Below are 21688 nucleotides of genomic sequence, written 5' to 3' on the forward strand. Positions count from 1 at the left end.
GAGGAGCCCGGGCGCGGCAATCGATCGAGGCGGGCCGGGGCCGGGCGCGAGAACGCGCCAAGGGCCGGGGATGGCCGCTGCCTTCCGGGGGCCACGGCAGCCTGCGCTGGGGCGCTCCGCGTGCGGACACTCCCAGTCTCACCCTGGCTGTTCAGGCCCGCAAACGCGGTCCGCGCCGGGCTTCGGCCCGCACGGCGCGCCGCCACCAGCCTCCTGCCGTACGCTGGAAGACGCCTGCTCGGCTCGGTCGTGCCCCGCCAACGCACCCTGGGAGAAGGGCAGATGTCGACCCTCACTCCTCCTCAGCTACGGCTGCTCGGCCCGTTCCGTCTGGAGTCCGCCGCCGGACCGGTCGACCTGTGCGACAACACGCAACGGCTTCTCGCCTTCGTGGGGCTGCGCAGGCGCGTCAGCCGCAGCGTCCTCGCCGGGACGCTCTGGCCGGACGTCACCGAGGAGCACGCGCGGGGCAGTCTGCGCACGACCTCGTGGAAGCTGCCGCACGGCGACCGCCCGCTCGTGCGGTGCGGCGGCGAGTCCGTGGAGCTCACCGACGCTCTGCTGGTGGACGCCCACACGCTGGCCGAGACGGCGCTCAGTGTGGTGCGCGCCGCGGGGCCGCGCCAGCCCGGCCCCGCGCCACTGGTGCTGCTGGGCGGCGGTGAGCTACTGCCCGGCTGGGACGAGGACTGGGTGCTGCTTGAGCGTGAGCGGCTGCGCCAGCTGCGGCTGCACGCGCTGGACGCGCCGGCGGAGGCGCTGACCCGGCAGGGCAGCCCGGCCCTGGCCCTGGAGGCGGCGCTGGCGGCGTCGAACTACCCTTTTTCATGGACGAAAGTGCACAAAACAGGCACGAAAGGGGCTTTCCATGACGGCACTTCTCGAGTACCGGAGCAACCGGATCGTCGAACTGATGGAGGAGCCCGCCGAGCGCCGCGACGCTGACTGGCTGAAGGAGTCGCTCCAGCAGGCGATGATGCTGGAACTCGCCACGCTGCCCCCGTACTTGTCCGCAATGTGGTCCATCGAGCCGCAGAGCGGGGAGGTGTTCAAGGCGTTCAGGCGGATCGTCTTCGACGAGATGTCCCACCTCGGCCTCGCCGGGAACATGCTCACCACCATCGGCGGAGTCCCCCGCCTCGCCGACGCTCATACGGTTCCGACATACCCCGGTCCGCTGCCCGGCGGCGTACGTCCGTCGCTGACTGTCTTCCTGAGCGGGCTGACGAAGCAGTCACTGGATCTGTTCGCGCAGATCGAGGAACCCGACGACCCGGTCGCGGAGGCCCGTTCGCACACCTCCATCGGCGCGTTCTACACCGCGATCCTGGAGGCGTTCCAGAACCACGCGGAGCTGATCACCGGGGCCCATCAGCTTGAGCGGGACATGGAGCACCACGGCGCGGGCAACAGCCTCGTTGCCCTGAACTCGCTGGCGGACGTCGAGGCGGCCATCGACGTGATCAAGGAGCAGGGCGAGGGCACCTCAGCCTCGCCGGAGAACCCCCACCCCGGAGAGAGTGGCGAGCTCGCCCACTTCTACGTCTTCCGGCAGCTCTTCCACGGCCGCAAGCTGGTCAAGGTCGCCGAGAACCCGGACCGGTGGGAGTTCACCGGGGACGTGATCGCGATGCCGGCCACCCGCCCGATGGGCACGGTGCCCGACGGCGGCTGGGGAGCACCCGGGCAGCCGACCCCCGACGCCGACACGCAGGACCTGCTGGGGCGAGGCAACCAGACGTACAGCAGGATGCTGCGCTCGCTGGAGGATGCCTGGCAGGCAGGGGACCCGGACACGGCGGGCGGTCTGCTCGGCGACGCCGTCGGCGAGATGATCGGCCTCAAGGGCCCGGCCCGGTCCCTGATGAGCCGCGAGGTCCCGGGCAGCGGCGGCAAGACCTACGGACCGGAGTTCCGGTACGTCGACGCATAGGACCGGTCGACGCATGGGGCCGTCCGGCCCGGTGAGGAACGAGTGCCATGAGCGAACAGGGCTTGGGACCAGGTGAGGGACGTTTCGAGGTCCCTCCGGATCACCCCGTCGACGGGAGGCCGGACCAGGAACCGGAGGGCTTCCGGGTGCCCCCGTACCCACCGCCGGAGGAGAGCCGCGCGGCGCTGGAGCGGGCGAGTGGCCTGCGGGACACCAGGATCAGAGACGCCCAGGAAGCCGTGACCGAGGCCCTGTTCACCGATGCGAGGGCCCGGTACGGGAGCGGCGCGCCACGGACGGCGGACACCCTGCAGGGGGTCGGCATCATCCAGGGCGTCGGCGCGGGCATGAGCGGACCCGGCGCAGGGACGCCCGGCACGGAGGTCCTGAGCGTGTGCGTGGCGGAGGCCATGCCGGCGGACCAGGTCCGGGAACTCGTCGTCGACGCGTTCGGCGTCCGCGCGGCCGGAGACCTTCCGCTGCGGGTGGTGCACAGCGGCCTGATCCGGCTGCAGACCCACACCCACCGCCAGCGGCGGGCGCCCGGCGGAATCTCCGTGGGCCATCACACCGGTGTGCAGGGCACTCTGGGATTCATCGCGAAGGGGCGCGCCGCCGCGGACGCGAACAAGTTCTTCCTGGTCAGCGCCAACCACGTCATCGCCAACAAGAACGCCGCCGCCTTCGGCTCCTGCATCGTGCAGCCGTCCCCCGCCGACGGCGGCCGCTGCCCCACCGACCGGGTCGCGGTGCTGGACCGCATCCTGGCACTGGACCTGACCTTCACCTCACCGAACTGGGCCGACTGCGCCAGGGCCTGGTGCTATCCGGACGAGGTGGTGCAGAGCCCGTCCCAGGTCCACATCGTGCCCGGGTTCGGTCCTCAACTCTTCGGCATCGGCAGTACGGCGCAGTTCCCCGTCGTGAACACGGTGGTCGGCAAGAGCGGGTGCATCACGCAGATGACGTACGGGAGGGTCGACGTCCCCTTCTGGAACGGCCTCGTCTACGACGAGACCACATCTCCCCCCACGGCGCTCCCCTTCAACGGTCAGACGCTCATCGTCAGCCAGGGCTACGCCTTCTCCTGGCCTGGGGACTCCGGGGCGGTCGTGTGGAACTACGACGCGGCCGTGAACCCGATCGGCCTGCTCATCGCGGGCAGCCCCACCGGCGTCTCGGTCTCCACGCCCCTGCCGTGGGTCCTCGACTATCTGGACGTCAAACTGGTCTGACGAGCTCATGCATGCGTGGTCGGCGGCGAGATGCCGAAGGGTTAGGCGACGACCGCGAAGGGCCCGTACACGTAGCCGCGGCCCTGCGTGTCCCGCACGCACAGGTGCCCTGCGTGTCCCGCACGCACAGGGCCACCATCGCCACGATCAGCAGCACGGTGAGGGGCCGGCGTCTCAGGGAAAGGCCGGTGTAGCGGCCGGCCTGGCAGGGCCCTCATGGGGCTGGAGGGTTCCGGCCGTGGTGACGACGACAAGGGTGTCCTCGTGCGACCAACGGCGCGTTCCGGTTTTGGGCGGGTTGAGCAGCGGGATCGGGGAGTCGCCGGGGCGGTAGCCGAGGGCGGTGTCGCCCTGCTGTCCGGCGGCCTCCACGAGCGTGGCGAAGGGCGCCTCGGTCCCGGCGGGGACGTAGTCGGTGGCGGGGCGGAGGCGGACCGCGTTGCCCGCCGGGGAGAAGAGCTCGTCGAAGGCCGCCGCGAGTTCCACGGTCTGCGAGATCTGGGCCATGAGCAGGCCGACGAGCCGTGCGCCGACCACGAGGTCCGTGTGCGGGCCGGCCGGCGCGAGGGGGCGGTGCTGGGCATCCGTCAGTTCGGCGACCGTGGGGCTGTGGCGGCCCGACTCGCGCTCGGCTGCGCGGAGCCGAAGGAGGGTGACGAGGGTGTGCTCGTCGGGGTCGGGGTGGCCGTCGGGGCCACCGAGGACGAGGACGTGGTGGGCTGGGTCAGGGGCGGGGAGGGCCTCCTCACGGACCGCCTCCCAGCCGTTGCGGGCGAGGCCGTCGACGATCTCCGGGCCGCGCCGGTTCCAGCCGAGGACGAGGACCCGGCGGGGGGCGGCGCGGACGTCGGCGGCGGTCGCGGCCTTCACGGACGAGAGCGGCGGGAGCGGTGGTGGAGGGGTCGCGGTCCAGGTCGGTGGGGTCTCGTCCTCGGCCAGGACGACGACGGCGTCGCCGGGGCCGAGGGCTGTCTGCGGCGGCGGGTTGAGGAGCGGCGAGCCGTCCGGGCGTACGAGGCCCACCACACACGCGTCCACGCAGGCCGCCCGCAGGTCGGCGAAGGTCCGGCCGCCGAGCCCGGGGACACGGTGGACGTGCAGCTCGGCACCGGCGAAGTCGAGCAGGTCCTCCAGGACGCGCGACACTCCGGGTTCGAGGACGCACTGGACGAGGGTCCGGGCAGCGATGCCGTCGGCGTCGAGGACGACCGCGCCGGGCCCGGCGGCGAGCCGGGCGGTGGCGACGTGCTGGGTCTGCCGGACCGCCGCCACGACGCGTACCGGGCTCGCGTCACCGACCACGGCCCGCAGCGCGAGCAGCGTCTTGACGACCTGGGTGTCGGCCTCGGGGGTGTCCGGCGGCAGCACCACGACCGCCCCGGCGGCGGCCGGGCTGACACGGGCGAGAGCCGCCGGGTCTGCGGGGCGGCCACGGCGACAGAGCAGCCGGACGCGTCGGCCGCCGACGGCGGTGAGAACCGCCCGCAACTCCTGCTCCATGTCGAGCTTGTCGCGGTCGGCGAGGACCACGACCGCACTGTTCCGCCGCTGGGCATGAGCGGCGAGCAGCTCGGCGACGAGCGTCGGGGTCTGCTCGGACCAACCGAGGACCAGTGAGTGACCGCGCTCCACGACCGTCGACTGGCCGCGCTGAAGCTCGGTCAGCCGGTCCGTGATCGCGGTGGTGACGAGGCCGACGAGGGTTGAGACGTAGAGCAGGGAGACGAGGGCCAGCAGGACGGAGAGGACCATCCGCAGGGGCGGGCCGACCTCGCCGCCGAGCCGGAGGGTCTGGCCGACGGTCCGCCAGACGGTCGCCACCTTGCCCTGGACGGTGTCGGGCGAGCGGTTGTCGGTCCAGACGAGGAGGGCGCTCGCCGGTGCCACCACGGCCAGGCAGACCAGCGCGAGCCAGCCCGCGGCCGTGGTCATGCCCTTCACCACGGTGCGGTCCACCCAGTACCGCGTCCGGTCCCGCAGCGACGCCGCGGGCCGGTGGCGGGGCGGGCCGGAGGTAGACGGGGCCGGGACGGCTGCGGGACGGGACGGCCGCTGGGGCGGGACCGTAAATTCGGGCTCCTTGCGCACGTCAGCAGGGTGACGGCGGCACCGGGGCGAAACGCCGTCGACGGGCGCCGTTCATCCTTTCGGGCAGGCGGCCGGGAGTCAGGCGTTCGACCCGCAGGCGCCACCGCGCTCCTCCGCGCGCCTGGGCGCCGGGTCGGGCCGTGGTTCCTCAGACGCTGAGGTACGAGGCTGCGCTGAGGCGGAGGACGGTGTCGGGGCCGCCTGATCGGCGGCGGCGATGGGGCTGTCCGCCGCGTGGGCGCCAACCTGCATCACGGCGAGCCGCCGCGAGCACGCGGCGCCTTGTGGTCAGGGCACCTGCTGTTCGGTCCAGATGATCTTCCCGGACTCGGTGTACCGCGTCCCCCAGCGCTGGGCGATCTGCCCGACCAGGAACAGACCCCGCCCGCCCTCGTCAGTGTCCGCGGCCAGGCGCACGCGCGGCGAGGTACTGCTGGTGTCGGCGACCTGGCAGATCAGCGTCCGCGCGTACACCAGACGCACGCCGATCGGGCTGCCACCATGCCGGATGGCATTGGTGACCAGTTCACTCAGGATCAGCTCCGTACCGAGGACCAGTTCCTCCAGACCCCAGCGGCGCAGCTGGGCCGTGGCAGCGGCCCGGCTGGCGGCCACCGCCGAAGGGTCGGGCGGGACGTTCCACTCGGCGACCCTGTCGCCCGGCAACGCGCGGGTACGCGCAACCAGCAGGGCGATGTCGTCGGCCGAATCCGCCGGAAGCATCCCCCTGAGCACGGCCTGGCAGGTCTCCTCCGGACTGCGCCCGGGGTGGGACAGGACCGTGCGCAGCCGCTCGAGGCCCACGTCGATGTCGTGGGTCCGTGACTCCACCAGCCCGTCGGTGTAGAAGACCAGCTGGCTGCCTTCGGGGACGTCGAACTCGACCGTGGTGAAAGGCAGCCCGCGCAGCCCCAACGGCGGTCCGACCGGCGTTTCGGGGATGTCCGTGGTGCCGTCGGGGCTCACCAGCATGGCCGGCAGGTGCCCGGCGCGGGCAAGCTGACAGCGGCAGGTGACCGGGTCGTAGATCGCGTAAAGACAGGTGGCGCCGATCACAGCGTCCTCGCGGCCGCCGGCCGTCTGCTCGTCGTCGATGCGGGCAACGACCTCGTCGAGGTGGGTGAGGAGTTCGTCAGGCGGCAGATCAAGCATCGCGAGGTTGTGCACGGCGGTGCGCAGTCGCCCCATGGTGGCGGCGGCGTGCAGGCCGTGTCCGACGACGTCACCGACCACGAGTGCGACCCGGGCGCCGGACAGCGGGATCACGTCGAACCAGTCTCCGCCCACCCCCGAATGTGCGGGAAGGTACCGGTGGGCGGCCTCGACGGCGTCCTGCGCCGGCAGCCCGCGCGGCAGCAGGCTCTGCTGGAGAGTCACCGCGAGCGGATGGCCGCCGCTGATGGCGGCCGCGAGCTGCTCCTGGCTGGTGTACCGGGATTCGAACTCGCCTCCGTTGCAGCCCAGCCGGAGCACGGTGATGCGATCAGCGACAGCTTGCACGTCGTCAAGGTTGTGACTGACCATGATCACCGCGTGACCCTGGTCCCGCAGCCGGCGGATCAGGTCAAGCATCCGCGAGGTCTGTTCCACGGTGAGCGTGGCGGTCGGCTCGTCGAGGACGACCAGCTGAGGACTGCCCAGCAGCGCCCGTGCAATGGCGACCGTTTGACGCTGGCCCAGGGTGAGCGCCTTCACGGGAGTTCGGATACTGGGAAGGCTGATGGCGAGTCGTTCGAGCAGTGCAATGGACCGCTTCTCTATTTCGATCTGCCGCAGAACCCCGAACCTGCGCAGTTCGCGGCCGAGGTAGAGATTGGCGACCACGTCCAGGCGGTCGACCAGCGACAGGTCTTGGTAGACGGTGGCAATGCCGAGCCGCTGGGCATCGGCGGGCCGGCGTAGCTCGACGGGGACGCCCTGCCACTCGATGGTCCCCCCATCCGGCGGAGCCACCCCGGAAACCGCCTTGACCAGCGTGCTCTTGCCGGCTCCGCTGTCACCCACCAGACCGAGCACCTGTCCCCGCTCCACCCGGAGGTCGACCGAGTCGAGAGCGACGACCCCGCCGAAGTGCTTGGTGATCCCGCGCAGGGACAAGAGCGGCCCCCTGGGCACTCGCCCACCTCCACCCTCTCCGCAACCCATCAGACGGCACCCGGTCCGCCGCCCGACCGGGCGACCCTTCCGAGGAACCTGCAGCAAGGGTTGTCCACCCCGGCGCCTGCCCAGTGAACGGTGGTGACGGGACACGCGAGAACGCCCCGTTCGGCGGCACGTTCTTTCCGACTCGTCCCACCGTCCAGGGACGTCCTCGCTGTTCTTGTCGCCCGTCCGGCTCATCACACCGCTTCCGCCGCGGCGGTCATGGCGCGTCCTCCGGCAGCCGGGTCAGGTGAGCAACCGAGACCGCCTCCCCCATCGCACCGTGGCCCCCGACGTGCTGCCGGGAACCACGGTCCTTTTTGCGCACGCTCCACCAGGCTCCCATGCCTGGTGCCGCATGGGAGGGCGGCCAGGGCGTCCTCGACGCGGCCGAGATCGACGAGGCAGGCAGCCAGGTTGCGGACGTCGGCCTGACGGCGCATCACCGTCGATGGCTTCGTTGCCCCTGCCGTGCCGGGCCAGGACCTGGGCGACTCGAAAGCCGAGTGGGCCGGGTGCTCACGGGTGGTGATCGAAGGGATTCGCGAGGTGAGAAATTAGGTGAATCCTTCACTGAATTCGCGTCAATAACCGTCAGCATTTATTTCAATTACATAACAGGATCACCGGAAAGGCCTGGACCAAGACTCTGCGATACGACCAACTCTCCTTAATTCAAAGCTAATTGAGTGTTCGTCAGATACGGTGGCGTAGGTAACGGAATGGATTCTTTGAGCGCTCTCCCCTTTGTCCGAATTCTTCACCGGGAGGTTCTGACAGGCTTCCGCGCACCCAGTCTTCTGACCAAAGAGTTGAGGTGCGCATGCCTAGACATAGGAAGCCGAAGGAGAGTCAGGCACGCGGGGCACGGCCCCGCAGACCCTTCATAGGCGTGACCGCCGCGATGGCCATCGCGGCGGTCATAGCCGGGGGGATCGCCTACGGCGCGGGACGCGCGGACTCGGGCAGGACTCCACTCGCCCGCCTCGAGACCCCCGTCACCGACATCGCCGACACCGCCGTCCCCGCCGCTGCGCCGGCCAGGAGTGTGGAGCCCGAGCCGATCCAGAAGAAGCCGACCAACGAGCCGGCCCGGGGCATGGTGTACGACGGGCTCAAGGTGGCCCCTGAGGGAGACCGCTGCGCGGGCGTCTACGCCACGGCCACCGGTCTGTGCACCCACGGCCCCGACGCACCGCCCAAGGGCGTCGACATCAAGAAGGACACTCCCCCCGCGGTCAAGTCCGTGACACCCGCGGCCGATCCCGCCAAGCCGGCCGCCCCGCGGCCCGCTCCCCGTAAGAGCCAGGGACCCTCGCAGGACACGCCCGCCGTCGACGCGCAGGCCCCGCGCACCACGGCCGCCGCCGCGGCGCCGAGCCCCTCCACCTCCACCGCTCCGGCCGCCACCGGGACCACGACGACCGCCGCGGGGCCCGCCGGGCAGACCGTCCAGTGCGACAGCGACGGCAGCACCGGCAACCGGGTCCAGGTCGTGTATGTCCACGGCCCGGGACGCGACCGGTACTCCGAGTACCTCGCCTCCTTCCGCAAGTGGGCCGCCGACGCGGACCTCATCTACTCGGCCAGCGCCGAGGAGACCGGCGGGGTCCGCCACATCCGGTACGTGACGGCCGCGGACTGCACGCCCACCGTCCTCAACATCGAACTCACCGACTCCGCACTGGCCGAGTTCAGCGCCACCAACCGCGCGCTCGCCGCCAAGGGCCTCGACCGACGCGACCGCAAGTACATGATCTTCGCCGAAGCGCAGGTGTACTGCGGCATCGGCACCTTCGCCGGGGACGAGCGGCCGGCCCAGTCCAACCTGAGCAACTTCGGCCCCTCGTACGGACGTACTGACAGCGGCTGCTGGGGCGGGCACACCGCGGCCCACGAACTCGGCCACAACCTGGGCGCGGTCAACAACAGCGCGCCCAACACCAGCCGGGGTGCGCACTGTACGGACGAGTGGGACGTGATGTGCTACTCGGACAGCCCGCACTACCCGCAGATGCGCAACGTCTGCACCAACCGGGCCTCCGAGAACATCCTCGACTGCAACCACGACGACTACTTCCACACCAGCCCGCGGCCCGGCACCTATCTCGCCACGCACTGGAACATCGCCGACAATCAGTTCCTCATGCGGGCCAAGGGCGGCGGTACCGGACCGGACCCGACACCGAACCCCACACCCAGCCCGACGTCCACCCCCACCCCCACGCCCACCCCTACGCCCACGCCCACGCCGACCGGGCCACGGCCGGGCGCCGGACCGGACGTGACGGTCGGCCAGATCCAGGCGGACTCCGTCGTGGTGAGCTGGCCGCGGGTCAGCGGAGCGTCCTGGTACCAGGTACTCCTCGACGGGAGGCACCTGACCTGGGTCCAGGGCACCGCGCTGCGGATCTACAACCTGCGGCCGGGCACCTCGCACACCGCCGCCGTCTCCGTCCGCGACGGCCAGGGCCGTGACAGCGGACCGGGCCGGGCGACGAGCTTCCGTACCGCCGGGGCGGGCGGCACCACCACCCCCGGCACCCGCTATCTGCTCTCCAACGGCAGCACCGGGCTGAGCGCCCAGCTGTGGGGCGGCCGGAGCGCCGACGGCACGGTCCTGGTCGGTGCTCAGAGCAACGGGTACGAGCAGCAGCAGTGGTACTTCGACGACGCGGGCAGTGGTCTCGTGCGCGTCCGGTCGGCGGCCTCCGCCAAGTGCCTGCAGCCCGGCGACACGCCTGCCCCCGGCATGTGGGTGGCCCAGCAGCCCTGTGCCGCCGGCTCCTCTGCCCAGCAGTGGCGGATGACGGTCGTCAACGGCGCGGTCACGCTCACCGACCGGAGCGGGTCCTACGCCCTGACCGTCAGCAGCCGCCCGTACTACGGAGCCTGGCTGCTCGACCTCCAGCGCGTGGACGGTCGGCCGGCGCAGATCTGGACGGCCCGCCGGGCGGGCTGAGCCGGCCCGCAGGTCGCATCCGCGTCGCACCTCGGGCGGGCCGCCGATCGGCGGCCCGCCCTCGCGAGCCCTCGCGCCGCGCGAGCCCACGCCTCGCGAGCCCACGCCTCGCGGCCCCACACCTCGCGGCCCCATGCCTCGCGAGCCCCCAACCCGCGCGGGCGCCCGCGCCTCGTCAGCCCCCGCCGCACAAGCCCACGCACCTTCCCTCCAGCACCGGACCGGAGCACCGCCATGCACACCGCCACCCGACCCGCACTCGTCCTCAGCGCAGCGCTCGTCCTCGGCCTCGCTCTGCCGCAGGCCGCCGCCGCACACGGCGACAACCTGGAAGTGGTCATCACCGGTCACCGGGACGGCCACGTCCTGACCGAGGTGACCTGGGAGAACGACGGCGACGCCGTCGACGAGCGGGTCGCCGCACTGGTCAGCGCCGTCAGCGCGGACGGCCGCCGTACGGCGGGCCCTTGGAAACTCGTCCGCGGCGCCCGACCGACCGACTGGACCACCGCCGAAGCCCTGCCGACCGGCGTCTGGAAGGTCACGGTCGCAGCCGGACAGCCCGCACTGGGCCACGCCGAGCGGCAGTTGACGGTTGCGGCGGTCCCCTCGTCGCCCGGTGCCTCGTCGGTTCCGGGCGGGACCGCTGCCACGCCGACCCACACCCCTCCAGGGATGCAGGAGACATCGCCGGCTCCGGAGGCTTCCCGGCCCCCGTCGACGTCCCGCTCCGCGGCCGAAGACGAGGACGAGCAGAGCTGGGGTCCCTGGCTGACCACGGTCGGGCTCGCAGTCGCCTCACTCGCCGGAGCCGCCGCCGGGATCTGGATACGACGCAGGCGGGGAGGGAGGCGCTGACGGCGACCGGGTCGCCGCGCCATGCTCGAACCTGACCAGGCCCCGGGCGGGCAGGGCTCCAGACCGTCAGGGCACTACACGGGTGGGCCCTCGACCACCAGGGCCCGTTGCAGGCAGTCGGTCAGGCGGCCGGCGATCGTCCCGTCGGGGTCGAGCCGCGGGTTGAAGATCGTGACGTCGAACCCGACGGCACGCTCGTGGCCCAGGGCCGTCCTCAGGACGTCCTCCAACTCGGCCCAGCTCAGCCCGCCGGGCTGCCGGTAGTCGACGGCGGGCATGATCGCGTCGTCCAGGACGTCGACGTCGAGGTGGACCCAGAACCCGTCCCGCTCGGCGAGCCGCGCGACGGCGCCGCGCGCGGCCTCACCCGCGCCGGCCGCGCGCACGTCGTCGAGGGCGAGGGCGTACAGCCGCGGCGGGAGCGGCCGGCTCCCCGCCGCGGCGGACTCGTCGGCGTCCCGGAACCCGAACGCGACGACGTCCTCGTCCCGCACCAGCGGCCCCCGCCCCTCCAGGTCGGCGAGCGGCCGGGGGCCGCGCCCGGTGGCCAGGGCGAGTTCCATCGACGCGACCTCGCCGGTGGGCTCGGCGGACGGCTGGTAGAAGTCCGTGTGTCCGTCGAGGAACAGCAGCCCGTACCGCCCCCTGCGCCGCAGGGCGAGCAGGTTCCCGAGCAGGATGCTGCAGTCGCCGCCCAGGACGACGGGAAGGCGCCCGGAGTCGAGCACCTCGCCGACGACGTCCGCCAGCTGTACGGAGTACCGCGCGATCCCGCCCGGGTTGAGCACCCCGGTCCCGGCATCCCGCACCGGGTCGTACACGGGCGGTTCGACCCGCGCGACCCGCGCCACTCCCCCGAGCACGGCATCCGGCAGCTCCTGCACCCCGGACGGCCGCAACCCGAGCACGGACGGCGCCTCGACGACGGCGAGGCCACGCTCGCCGGGCAGCGTCATACGTCCATGGTGTCCCCATCGGGCCGACCGTGCGCGCGCCGGTGAAATCGGCCTGCTCAGGGCGTTGCCGGGGCAGTAGCATCCCCGGATGCGAAGCATCGAGGCCCTGATACCGAAGGCCGGATTCGACGACACCGCAGGCCTGCGGGAGGTCGGCGCGGAGGAACTCGCCCGGTACGTGGCGGACCCCGGGCACCCGTGGTGGCGGCGCAGGCCGTGCGTGATCGCGCTGACCGGCCGGGTCCCCGAGCGATACGTCCCCGAGCTGATCGCATGCGTCCAGGACCCCCAGGACACCCCCGAGGTGCGCAGGGCCCTCCTCGACCTGCTCGCCGACCGGGTGGAGCTGCTGCCGTGGCTGCGGCACGAGGATCGTGCGTCCGACACCTCGTACGGCATGGGAGAGGCCTTCCTCAAGGCGCGGGGCCTGCTCGGCGACCGTTCGGCCGCGCGCGAGCTGGCGACGCTCGCCGCCTCGCCGTGGCGGAGCGCCCGCGACGCGGGCGATGCCGGTCTGGACGGGCTGGTGGACCGGTACGGAGCGGACGTGATCCTGGCCGAACTCGGCGAGGACCGGCCCGAGGACCGGGAGTTCCGCGTCTGGATGCGGTACCGCGCCGACGAGGACGTGACGTACGCGCTCGCGGACCCGGACCGGCGGGTCGCGTACGTCGCCCAGTCGCTCGCGACCGACGCGGACCGTCTGCGCGCCTACCTCGAAGAGGCGCCGACGACCGAGGCGAAGGTCTGGGCGGCGTACGCGCTGTACGGCCTCACCGAGGACAGGGCCGAGGCCCGGGCGGTCTACGAACGTCTGGGGCGCCCCCGGGTCGAGGTCGAGGGCCTGGACGAGGAGCTCCGCGGTGCGATCGTCCACGAGTACGGTCCCGGCTGCGAGCGCCTGAGCGACCCGCGGTGGCGGATCGAGGCCGTGTGCGCCGAGCCGCCCGCCCGCCCCGACGTGGACGACCGGCTCCGCCGGGCGACGGCCGCCCTCACGGCGGCCGGCCTGGCGCCGAAGCCCCCGGTCTCCTGCGGCGAGGACAATCAGCAGGGGGACGGGACGTACCACGTGATCGAGGTCGGCGGGGACCGGCTCCTGATCAGCACCCTCGGCCCGTTCGCGACCGCCGAGGAGGACGCTCCCGACGCCGCCTGGCGTGCCCTCGAATCGGCGGGCTTCCGCTGGATCGACGGGGAGACGGGAGCGATCCGGGTCACGGACCTCTGCGTCTACTACTTCGGCGGACGGAACCCCCTCACGGTCGACGCGCTGCTCTTCTACTGGCAGGACTAGGGCCTGTCCGACCCTGATCCGCCGGACAGACCCTAGGGGCCTGTCCGACCGTGATCCGCCGGACAGGCCCCTGGTCCCGTGGAGGGCTCAGCGTTTGAGCATGAAGGTGAAGTCGCCGGAGAGCCGGCCGCTCAGCCGGTCCGCCGAGACGAGCCTGCCCTCCGCGATCAGTCTCTCGACCTCGGCCCGTGACAGACCGAAGCCTTCGGCGATCAGCCGGACGGGCCGTACGGGAATCCGCGCGGCGAGGCGGACCGAGACGTGGACGGCCTCGCCGCCCAGGTGATCCGATCCGCCGGTGTCGAGCCGCCAGGCACCGTCCCAGTCGAGGGCGACGCGGTTGCGGCGCCGGAGCACCGGATCCTGGAGCAACTCGGCCGCCAGGCTTCGGTCGTTGTCGTGCATCCGGTCGAGCAGCTCGGGTCGTACGGAGCGGACGTTCGCCCGCTCCAGGACCGTGAGCTTCGCCGTCTCCCCGCAGGAGGTGCAGAGCACGAGGAGCCAGGCGTCGAGGAGCTTGTGGTTCGCGTTGACGCGGAACTTGCCGTTCGCCCGGAAGCGTTCGGATCCGCAGGTGTGGCAACGGCGGAGGACGACAGGAAGGCAGGTGGGCATGACCACCCAGCTGTTGAGCACAGGAGTACACCGGTTTCAGTGAGAAATCCGCAGCAAGAAGGAGCGCGGCGCGCAGTGCGCGACGCGCGACGATTCAGCGCTCGGGGGGTCTCAGACGGTGTACAACGGCCTGCCCTTGGATCGACGACGTGGCTCGGCAGCACGGTACGGGCGCACGGTGCCGCCGTTCCACAGGTTTTCGCGGGGATGTACGGGCTGCCCTACCGGCCCTGGACGCGGAGGGAGACGAGGGTCAGGTCGCGGAGTTCGTCGGGGGCCCGGGGATGGTGCCCGGCGGCGATCTCGGCGAGGGTGCTGAACTGCCCGGGGTAGACCATGACCGGCAGGTCGCGGCGGGTGAGGCAGCAGAAGACGGCGAACTCCTCCAGGAAGTAGGCGCTGGAGGTGTCGACGCGTCGCCGGAGTTCCGCGTCATCGACCGTGGCGGAGTACTTGGCGTGATAGGCGCGGCCGAAGGCCTCCACCGAGGCTCGGAAGGCGTCGTCCTTGGCGAACAAGGTGCGCAGCTCGTGGTGGAACTCGGCGTACTCCACGGTCTCCTGGACCTCGCCGCACGTGACGAAGGTGAACTCCGTCGTCGCCCGGTAGGCGTCCAGGGCCGGCTGCTGGGCCTGGACGAACTGCCGGCCGAGATCGAGGGCGTGCGCGAGGGCCCGGTCGGGGTCCATGCCGCGGGTCGAGGCCAGGGTGAGGCGGTGGATGCTGTCGCCGATCAGCACGGTGCAGCGGCTGTAGCGGCGCGAGACCCACTTGAGCATGGCGTCGAACCTGGCGGGGCTGAAGCTGCTGTTGTCCAGGCTGACTCCGAGGAAGCACGCCTCGTGCTCGTCGGAGGTGTTGCGGTGGGCCACGGGGGAAACGGAGTCGACGGTGGCCCGGTAGCTGGTCCGGCGTCTCCCCTCCGAGGGTGCGGACGAGAGGGAAGGGACAGGGAGAACGGAGGGATTGTCCACGGTGGTCTTCCGCCTGAAGGGATCGCCTGGCACGGGTAGTTGCCCTGTTTGATGACCGCCGATGCAGAAACGTTGCTTCAGTCTCCGGGTGGAGGGCCCGCCGGTCGGCAGAAGCGCATGCCGTGGGCGGTACGCGGCCGCCGCGGCCCCACGCCCGCGACGCCGGGACGGCGAAGGAGAGGAACTCGAGGGGCGCAGGCCCACGAAGAGGCACACGCGAATCACCGGCCCCGCGAGAATCGGAGCCTTCTCGAAGCCGTTGCTGCTCACCCGGACGTGAGCGCGGCCCGGCCGGCCTCGCACGCCGTCGTTCCGACGCGGGCGCCGAACCGGGCCTCCGGATGCGGGCACCGTTCGTCCCCTTCGGAGCCTGATCGGCCTTGGCCGGGCCGGCTCGCGTCATCCGCCGTCCGCCGTCCGCAGGCCGCCGTCCGCAGGCCCTCCGGTACGTCACAGCTCGTTCACCGCACGGGCTGCGGGTGGCGTCTGGCCTGATTGGTCGTTGTGCGGCCACCAGCCCGCACCCGAGACTGATGTGTGCGAACGGGAACGCGGGAACGGCATGTTCGGTGAAACGGATCCACTTCACGGGCCAGGATCTGATGCGGATCCGAGTGGCCGGGACGATCGGTACGGCAGCCGAGACATTCGACAGCGTGAAGCTGCTGCACGCCACTGACGTCGGCCTCGGTTTCCGGCGCTGGCAGGTTTCGGTCCGAGGACGTCTGGACGAACGGGTACGTCCCCTCCTCGCGCTGCTGCCGTCCCAGGGGCCCGATGTCGACGTGTGGAGCCTGGCGGGCGACTCGGTGTGCATCGAGGAGGCGGTGGACCGACTGCTCGGCGCTCCCCGGAATCTGCTCCGCATCGAGTTCGAGAACATCCACTTCCGTCCCGCGCACCGCGTCTGGGCACGCAACCTGGTGGACGGCGACCGCGAAGCATGGCTTCAGGTCACCACGGCCTTGCGGGCCTGCCACGGCGTGACCGTCGATCCGTACTGGGGCAGGGTGCGCTCGCATCTGGCCGAGGTCCGCGCCACGTATGCGAACGCGATGGCCGAAGGCGGGATCGACCAGCTGCTCAAGACCCTGTGCGGCCCGATGCTGCACTGGCGGCCACCGGTCCTCGAACTGGAGCATCCGCACGAGGCGGACGTCCATCTGAACGGACGCGGTCTCGTCATCGCCCCCACGATGTTCTCCGCACGGCAGGCCGAGCTGATGCAGCCCATGCTGGATCCGACCGAGGCCCCCGTCCTTGCCGTCCCGACCGTCACGGATGCCATGGTGGGCAGCACGCTGTGGGACGGCAGCGGCGCGTCCACCGGTCAGGCGCTGGAGGACCTTCTGGGACGCACACGCGCCGCGATCCTGGAGGCGGTGGCAGTCGGCCGCAGCACCACGGATCTGGCACGTCGGCTCAGCATCTCACCGGCGACCGTGAGTCACCACACCTCCGTGCTCCGCAACTCCGGCCTGGTCACCACCCGAAGGGAAGGCAAGGCGGTCCTCCACACCGTGACCTCGATGGGCATGGCCTTGCTGGAGCCGGGCTCGCGCCCACGGTGACCGACCGCCCGCGGACGAGTTCCACGGCGGATTCCACGCCACTCGTTCCCATGCTTTCGACGGAGCTCGAAAGCATGGCCCCGCCACCGATCCCGAACCTACGGTGAGGGCGAGTCAACCGGCCACGCCACGAGTCGACCGGCGTGCTGCAGAGCCTGGTTGGCGAAGGGCCGCCGGAGTCGCTCGCGGCGGCATGACGAGAGGACGAAAGAGATGCGTTCGCATTCCTTCCACAGGGGGACCCTCGCCCTTCTGACCGCGGCTGGACTCCTTGGCGTCGGCGCCACAGCGGTGTCGGCGCAGCCGGTGACCCAGCCTGCCGCCCACACCGAGACGGCCGCCACCGTCCCTGTCCTGCAGGGCGAGCTGCAGACGACAGGCGCTACCGCCGGTGCCCTGCGCGCGGCCGACGTGGTCCAGACGTTCGCGAACATGGCCACCGGCTCCTGCCTCGACGACAGCCAGCAGTACGGCCTGCGCGGCTACGCCTGCAACGGTGGTGTCTACCAGAAGTGGAACGTGCACGTGTGGGGTGACGGCACCCGTCAGCTCCGGAACCTCGCGACCAACGAGTGCCTCTTCGACGACGGCTTCACGCTCGACACCCGCGGCTGCAACTCGTCGCGCGAGCAGAGCTGGTTCGCGCACAAGAGCGGTGACCGGGTGACCTTCCAGAGCCAGGCCACGGGCGAGTGCCTGGACGACAGCCAGTACGGGCTGCGGACGATCCAGTGCTACTACAACCGTAACCAGACCTGGCGCTGATTCAGGACCCGCCCGGTCAGGAGACCTGTCCACACGGGGGTCAGGGACAGGACCTGGCCGGGCGGCACCAGGTGTGCTGAAGCGGAGGCACGACTGGGGTGGTGGCAGTCCACGACGCGGTGATGGGATGTGAGGCCGTACGGCAAAGGTGGACCATCGAGAACTCGGCCTTCGCCAACCTCTGGCGCGAGTGAGCCGAGTTCAGGAGTCCGGTCGACGACGTCGGCTGGGGAGAGGAGGGCGTGTGTCCCAGGAGGAACGTGACTTCAGGCTGGGCCTTACGGGCTTGACCAGTGCGGAGCGTGAAGCTCGGGTACGTCTACTGACCGAGCAGGTGGCACAGGAGGCCGATGCGGCGAGAGCCGCACTGCGGGCCAGGCGTTCAGGGCCCCGCTTGACGCGGGACCACGCGGCGGAGACGGACTGAGCCACGCCGGGGGGCAGGAGATCCGGGCGCTCGCCCAGTGAGGTCGGGCGGGTCCCGGCCCCCTCGGGGCCGTGCCCGTCGTCGCACTCCGGGGACCGTTCGCGGCGGCTCCTGCGCGCCGCTTGCACCGGCGTACATCCAGGCATCGAGCGCCCCCAGCTCGTAGGCCGCGGGGGCGGTCGGCGGAGTTCCCCCGCCGGAGTTGACGGTGTTTCCGTTGCTGAGGCCGATGAATCCGGCCGAAACCCTTCCTACACATGGAGGTCTATGCAATTTTACATGTCACACATCATCGCCACGTTTCCCCGACGCGTGGCTTCAACGGCCCCGGAGGCCCCCACAGATGCATCCGTTCCGGATATCAAGAGCCAACGCGCGCCGACTTCCTGCACTCGGCGCAGCCGTCTTCATCGCGCTCGGCCTGCTCACCCCGCAGAGCCAAGCCGCCTCCGCCGCCTCCGCCGGCACCACCGCGCCGGCCCGTGCGACCGCGCAGGGATCCGCGGCCTCGGCGCCGCGGTCGATCCCGGTGCCCAGGTCGCCCGACGCGATGAGCAACAGCCCCCGCTTCCGGATCTCCTCGCAGGACAGCACCAAGGAATCCGCACAGGCACCCGCCCCGACCGTCACATCCGTCAAGGTCGACAAGCAGTCCTCCGCCGCCGCAGCGGACGAGTGCGGTGACCTCTCCGGCGTCATCAACGCCACGGGCAGCGCGTTGGTCCAGCAGCTCAAGTCCCTCCCCCGGATCAACTGCACCTACCCGCTGTTCGGCCTCACCGGGGAGAACGCCCGCAAGGCCTTCCACGAGGCCCAGATGGTGACCGTCGCCAACGCGCTGCGCGACGCCTCCGCCACGTACTCGGGCAGCAACAGCGCAGCGATCGGCCAGCTGGTGCTGTTCCTGCGCGCCGGCTACTACGTGCAGGACAACAACGCGGACACCGTCGGCGACTACGGCACGGCGCTGGACACCGCCGCGCGTGGCGCGCTGGACGCGTTCTTCGCCTCCCCCCGCAGCAAGAACGTCACCGACGCCAACGGCGAGATCCTCAACGAGGTCGTCACGCTGATCGACAGCACCCACACGGCCGGGCGGTACGCCGGTGTCGTCAAGTGGATGCTCGGCAGCTACGACGGCACCTGGCCCGGCCAGATGAACCTGGCCATGCAGCACGTCGAGTGGGTCGTCGAGAACGGCTTCAAGGCCAAGGACGACGGCCGTGGCTGGCGGGCTGCCCTCAAGGCTGACCCGACGATCCTCGACACCTGGTCCGGCTTCATCACGCGCAACGGCGCGCAGCTGAACCGCCTGGACGTCGTCAGCAACGTCGGCCGCTACCTCGGCTACGCCCTCGACGTCCCCGAGTTGAAGGACCGGCTCCGGCCGCTGCTCAGGGACCTGATCAACCGCTACCCGAACGTCGGCCCCACCGCGCCGATCACCATGAACCTCGGCTGGTACACGCGCCAGTACGACAGGAGCAACTGCGCGGCCTACGCCATCTGCGACCTGGGCGAGCGCGTGCTCCCGGCGATCCTGCCGATCCAGCACACCTGCACCCGGGACCTGAAGATCCGCGCCCAGGACGTGTCCCCGGGCCAGCTGGCGAGCACCTGTACCAGCCTCGTCAACCAGGACGCCTACTTCCACCGGATCATCGGCGACAAGGGCGCGATCCCCGGTGACGTGAACACCAACCTGGAGGTCGTCGTCTTCGACGACTACACCCAGTACGCCCTGTACGCCTGGGCCATCTACAACATCGACGTCGACAACGGCGGCATGTACGAGGAGGGCGACCCGGCCACCGCCGGCAACCAGGCCCGCTTCATCGCCCACGAGGCCCACTGGCTGCGCCCGGACTTCCAGATCTGGAACCTCAACCACGAGTACACCCACTACCTCGACGGCCGCTACAACATGTACGGCGACTTCGAGGCAGGCATGACCACGCCGACCATCTGGTGGGTCGAGGGCATCGCCGAGAACATCTCGTTCGGCTACCGCAGCGAGCGCAACACCGACGCGATCGCCGAGGCCCGCAAGAACACGTACAAGCTGAGCGACCTGTTCGACACCGTCTACGGCCAGGACGAGGACCCCGAGGTCAACTCGAACCGGGTCTACCGCTGGGGCTTCCTCGCGGTCCGCTACATGCTCCAGGCGCACCCGGCCGACGTCGAGACCGTGCTGAACAAGTACCGCGCCGGTGACTGGACCGGGGCGCGTTCCTTCCTGAAGGGGACCATCGGCACCCGCTACGACGCGGGGTTCGCGAGCTGGCTGACGACCACCTGCGCGACCGACGACTGCGGTCCGCTGCCGGAGGCCGCCTCGACCGCGCCCGCTCCGCTCTGCACGATCAGCGACTCCCGCCAGTTCGACCAGAACTGCCGTCGGGACGATCTCGCGGCCGCCACCGGCAACTACAGCTACCACTTCGTGTACCTGCCCGCCGGCGTCAAGCAGCTGACCATCACGAGCAGCGGCGGCACCGGCAACGCCGACCTGTACTACGGCGGCAGCAACTGGGCCACCACCGGCACATACGAAGCGAAGTCCGTCAAAGCCGGCAACGGCGAGACGCTGACGATCGACAACCCGCCGTCCGGCTGGGTCTACTTCAGCCTCGCCGCCGCGCAGAACTTCAGCGGTGTGAGCCTCTCCACGCAGTCCAAGTGAGCCGGTTCGCCGGGGCCGGCCGGGCCGGACCCACCCGCCCGGCCCCGGCGAACGGCCGCGGAGACGGAGACGAGCGCGAAGGCGTACGAGGCGCGGTCGCCGGCCTTCGGCAGGCGCTGTGGGCTCCGGCGGGCGGCGGGAGTGTCACCGCCGTGACGCGTTCACCGGGCCGGACGACGGTGTCGTGCTCCGTCGTGTCACCTGGCAGCCGGTGACACTCGGTGAAGGGTACGGCGCTCGCGGTCGAGCCGGTAGGAGCACTAGCCGGGGGGCCTCGGCAGACGCTGCTCGCGCGCCGCTCGGCCCGCGTCGCGCATCCGGCGCCCTTCGGCTCGCAGGGAGGGATTCCGCAGAGCCTTGCCGTCGGACTCCTTCATGAGCCCCCGGACCTGCATGTACGCGGCTTTTACGACGCCCATCGGTTGCTGCCCTTCCGGCTCGGCTCCCGGGACGGGCTTGCCCTCAGGAGTTTCGCCCATTGGTTGTTTTGTACGGTTTGCCCATGTTCTGGCGGCGGAAACGTGCCGAGGCGTCGGCACTGCCGTGATCCGGACTTCTCGCGGGGGCGCAGGGCTCACAGGAGCCGTTGCGGGAGGCAGACGGCCGGGACCGCGGTGAGCGGGGACGTGCGGAGGATGCGGGTGCTGCCGAGGCCGGCGGTGAGCGGGTCGCGTTCGGGGGGCGCGGTGCGTGAAGCCCTCTGTCCTGTTCACGGGGTCGTTGAGGACGGCGGCGAGGAAGCCGCGAGCGAGGCCAGGCAGGCCGCCGAGGCGTCCCGCAGCCGGGACAGGTAGGTGTCGACCACCATGAGGAACGCGCCGGGACTTCCGGAACTCCGGGGCGGCCCGAAGGAGTCCGGAGCATCGATGGACACCAAGTCCGGGGAACCCGGGAACGGGAACGTGAACTGCCCCTGCACCGGCCAGAGTTCGGGGGCGTGCGGCGTGGCCCTGATGTCCAGGAAGCTCGTCCCGTCGTCGACCTGGAACTCGGCGGGGACCGGCGTGGCGGTGGACGCCGGGCGAAAGGCACCGCCGTCGACGGCTACGGCGTAGTCGCACGGCTCCGTCACCGCGCCGTCGATGATCGTGGCGAGCCACAAGGTGTGCATGGGTACGCGTCCTCCCTGTGCGCCTGCCAGGGGACTGCCGTTCGTCTCCCTTCAGGCTACGACGCTCC

The 21688-nt window shown here is 71.1% G+C and carries 15 protein-coding genes and 4 pseudogenes; 10 read left to right on the forward strand and 9 right to left on the reverse strand.

Features of this window, described 5'->3' with window-relative positions; all coding sequences use genetic code 11:
- Positions 1 to 282: 282 nt before the first annotated feature.
- From E0F75_RS01000 to E0F75_RS01010, 3 genes are read left to right on the forward strand one after another with little or no spacing between them, the layout of a single operon-like run.
- Positions 283 to 945: an SARP family transcriptional regulator gene (locus E0F75_RS01000; RefSeq protein ID WP_229312411.1), complete on the forward strand. Its 663-nt coding sequence runs from the start codon at positions 283 to 285 to the stop codon at positions 943 to 945.
- Positions 869 to 1933 carry a ferritin-like protein gene (locus E0F75_RS01005; protein WP_187620494.1) on the forward strand — a complete coding sequence of 355 codons (1065 nt, stop codon included), beginning with the start codon at positions 869 to 871 and terminating at the stop codon, positions 1931 to 1933. The genes E0F75_RS01000 and E0F75_RS01005 overlap by 77 nt, the downstream gene beginning before the upstream one ends.
- Positions 1934 to 1980: 47 nt before the next feature.
- Positions 1981 to 3168, forward strand: coding sequence for a hypothetical protein (locus tag E0F75_RS01010; RefSeq protein ID WP_187620495.1), 1188 nt, complete (start codon positions 1981 to 1983; stop codon positions 3166 to 3168).
- Positions 3169 to 3342: 174 nt separating this feature from the next.
- Here E0F75_RS01010 and E0F75_RS01015 read toward each other — a convergent pair whose 3' ends face one another.
- The 3 genes and pseudogenes from E0F75_RS01015 to E0F75_RS01025 all read right to left on the reverse strand — a co-directional run.
- Complete coding sequence (locus E0F75_RS01015) at positions 3343 to 5100, reverse strand: NAD-binding lipoprotein (protein WP_187620496.1); 1758 nt, start codon at positions 5098 to 5100, stop codon at positions 3343 to 3345.
- A 444-nt stretch (positions 5101 to 5544) separates the two neighbouring features.
- Positions 5545 to 6645 (reverse strand): annotated as a pseudogene (locus tag E0F75_RS01020) (SpoIIE family protein phosphatase); the annotation flags it as partial.
- A 222-nt stretch (positions 6646 to 6867) separates the two neighbouring features.
- A pseudogene (locus E0F75_RS01025) lies at positions 6868 to 7596 on the reverse strand (ATP-binding cassette domain-containing protein); the annotation flags it as partial.
- Positions 7597 to 8290: 694 nt separating this feature from the next.
- Here E0F75_RS01025 and E0F75_RS01030 point away from each other — a divergent pair.
- Positions 8291 to 10360 carry an RICIN domain-containing protein gene (locus E0F75_RS01030; protein ID WP_229312412.1) on the forward strand — a complete coding sequence of 690 codons (2070 nt, stop codon included), beginning with the start codon at positions 8291 to 8293 and terminating at the stop codon, positions 10358 to 10360.
- A gap of 234 nt (positions 10361 to 10594) precedes the next feature.
- A complete protein-coding gene (locus tag E0F75_RS01035; RefSeq protein WP_187620498.1) occupies positions 10595 to 11218 on the forward strand; it encodes a hypothetical protein in 624 nt (207 codons plus the stop codon).
- A gap of 74 nt (positions 11219 to 11292) precedes the next feature.
- On the opposite strand, the gene E0F75_RS01040 is transcribed toward E0F75_RS01035, so the two are convergent.
- Entirely contained in the window at positions 11293 to 12174 is an 882-nt protein-coding gene (locus E0F75_RS01040; RefSeq protein WP_187620499.1) for an arginase family protein, read from the reverse strand.
- 88 nt (positions 12175 to 12262) lie between these two features.
- Here E0F75_RS01040 and E0F75_RS01045 point away from each other — a divergent pair, with 88 nt between their 5' ends.
- The gene (locus tag E0F75_RS01045) at positions 12263 to 13471 is read left to right on the forward strand and encodes a hypothetical protein (protein ID WP_187620500.1); all 1209 of its coding nucleotides are present in this window, start codon (positions 12263 to 12265) and stop codon (positions 13469 to 13471) included.
- Between the two features lie 87 nt (positions 13472 to 13558).
- Here the strand turns inward: E0F75_RS01045 and E0F75_RS01050 are convergent, their stop codons facing one another.
- The gene (locus tag E0F75_RS01050; protein WP_187620501.1) at positions 13559 to 14107 is read right to left on the reverse strand and encodes a DUF1062 domain-containing protein; all 549 of its coding nucleotides are present in this window, start codon (positions 14105 to 14107) and stop codon (positions 13559 to 13561) included.
- A gap of 200 nt (positions 14108 to 14307) precedes the next feature.
- Positions 14308 to 15411, reverse strand: coding sequence for a tRNA-dependent cyclodipeptide synthase (locus E0F75_RS01055; protein WP_308189529.1), 1104 nt, complete (start codon positions 15409 to 15411; stop codon positions 14308 to 14310).
- Between the two features lie 218 nt (positions 15412 to 15629).
- Here E0F75_RS01055 and E0F75_RS01060 point away from each other — a divergent pair, with 218 nt between their 5' ends.
- From E0F75_RS01060 to E0F75_RS01075, 4 genes and pseudogenes are all read left to right on the forward strand, one after another.
- Positions 15630 to 16631 (forward strand): helix-turn-helix transcriptional regulator, encoded by a 1002-nt coding sequence (locus E0F75_RS01060; protein WP_229312413.1) that lies wholly within the window; start codon positions 15630 to 15632, stop codon positions 16629 to 16631.
- Between the two features lie 213 nt (positions 16632 to 16844).
- Positions 16845 to 17396: an RICIN domain-containing protein gene (locus tag E0F75_RS01065; protein WP_187620504.1), complete on the forward strand. Its 552-nt coding sequence runs from the start codon at positions 16845 to 16847 to the stop codon at positions 17394 to 17396.
- A gap of 89 nt (positions 17397 to 17485) precedes the next feature.
- A pseudogene (locus E0F75_RS01070) lies at positions 17486 to 17590 on the forward strand (GPP34 family phosphoprotein); the annotation flags it as partial.
- Between the two features lie 576 nt (positions 17591 to 18166).
- A complete protein-coding gene (locus tag E0F75_RS01075; RefSeq protein WP_187620505.1) occupies positions 18167 to 20509 on the forward strand; it encodes a M9 family metallopeptidase in 2343 nt (780 codons plus the stop codon).
- Positions 20510 to 20556: 47 nt separating this feature from the next.
- Here the strand turns inward: E0F75_RS01075 and E0F75_RS01080 are convergent.
- The 3 genes and pseudogenes from E0F75_RS01080 to E0F75_RS01090 all read right to left on the reverse strand — a co-directional run.
- A pseudogene (locus tag E0F75_RS01080) lies at positions 20557 to 20744 on the reverse strand (xanthine dehydrogenase family protein subunit M); the annotation flags it as partial.
- A gap of 25 nt (positions 20745 to 20769) precedes the next feature.
- Positions 20770 to 20988 (reverse strand): hypothetical protein, encoded by a 219-nt coding sequence (locus tag E0F75_RS01085; protein ID WP_229312414.1) that lies wholly within the window; start codon positions 20986 to 20988, stop codon positions 20770 to 20772.
- Between the two features lie 230 nt (positions 20989 to 21218).
- Positions 21219 to 21620 (reverse strand): hypothetical protein, encoded by a 402-nt coding sequence (locus tag E0F75_RS01090; RefSeq protein WP_187620507.1) that lies wholly within the window; start codon positions 21618 to 21620, stop codon positions 21219 to 21221.
- Between the last annotated feature and the right edge of the window lie 68 nt (positions 21621 to 21688).

The organism is Streptomyces sp. CB02980 (assembly GCF_014451325.2).
In the GTDB taxonomy this organism is placed as follows: domain Bacteria; phylum Actinomycetota; class Actinomycetes; order Streptomycetales; family Streptomycetaceae; genus Streptomyces.

What these genes read in the sequence shown, in the direction of transcription:
- E0F75_RS01010 (WP_187620495.1), top strand. Translation starts at nt 1,981, where the DNA reads ATGAGCGAACAGGGCTTGGGACCAGGTGAGGGACGTTTCGAGGTCCCT.
- E0F75_RS01000 (WP_229312411.1), top strand. Translation starts at nt 283, where the DNA reads ATGTCGACCCTCACTCCTCCTCAGCTACGGCTGCTCGGCCCGTTCCGT.
- E0F75_RS01015 (WP_187620496.1), bottom strand. Translation starts at nt 5,100, where the DNA reads ATGACCACGGCCGCGGGCTGGCTCGCGCTGGTCTGCCTGGCCGTGGTG.
- E0F75_RS01085 (WP_229312414.1), bottom strand. Translation starts at nt 20,988, where the DNA reads ATGGGCGAAACTCCTGAGGGCAAGCCCGTCCCGGGAGCCGAGCCGGAA.
- E0F75_RS01045 (WP_187620500.1), top strand. Translation starts at nt 12,263, where the DNA reads ATGCGAAGCATCGAGGCCCTGATACCGAAGGCCGGATTCGACGACACC.
- E0F75_RS01005 (WP_187620494.1), top strand. Translation starts at nt 869, where the DNA reads ATGACGGCACTTCTCGAGTACCGGAGCAACCGGATCGTCGAACTGATG.
- E0F75_RS01040 (WP_187620499.1), bottom strand. Translation starts at nt 12,174, where the DNA reads ATGACGCTGCCCGGCGAGCGTGGCCTCGCCGTCGTCGAGGCGCCGTCC.
- E0F75_RS01075 (WP_187620505.1), top strand. Translation starts at nt 18,167, where the DNA reads ATGCATCCGTTCCGGATATCAAGAGCCAACGCGCGCCGACTTCCTGCA.
- E0F75_RS01065 (WP_187620504.1), top strand. Translation starts at nt 16,845, where the DNA reads ATGCGTTCGCATTCCTTCCACAGGGGGACCCTCGCCCTTCTGACCGCG.
- E0F75_RS01090 (WP_187620507.1), bottom strand. Translation starts at nt 21,620, where the DNA reads ATGCACACCTTGTGGCTCGCCACGATCATCGACGGCGCGGTGACGGAG.
- E0F75_RS01035 (WP_187620498.1), top strand. Translation starts at nt 10,595, where the DNA reads ATGCACACCGCCACCCGACCCGCACTCGTCCTCAGCGCAGCGCTCGTC.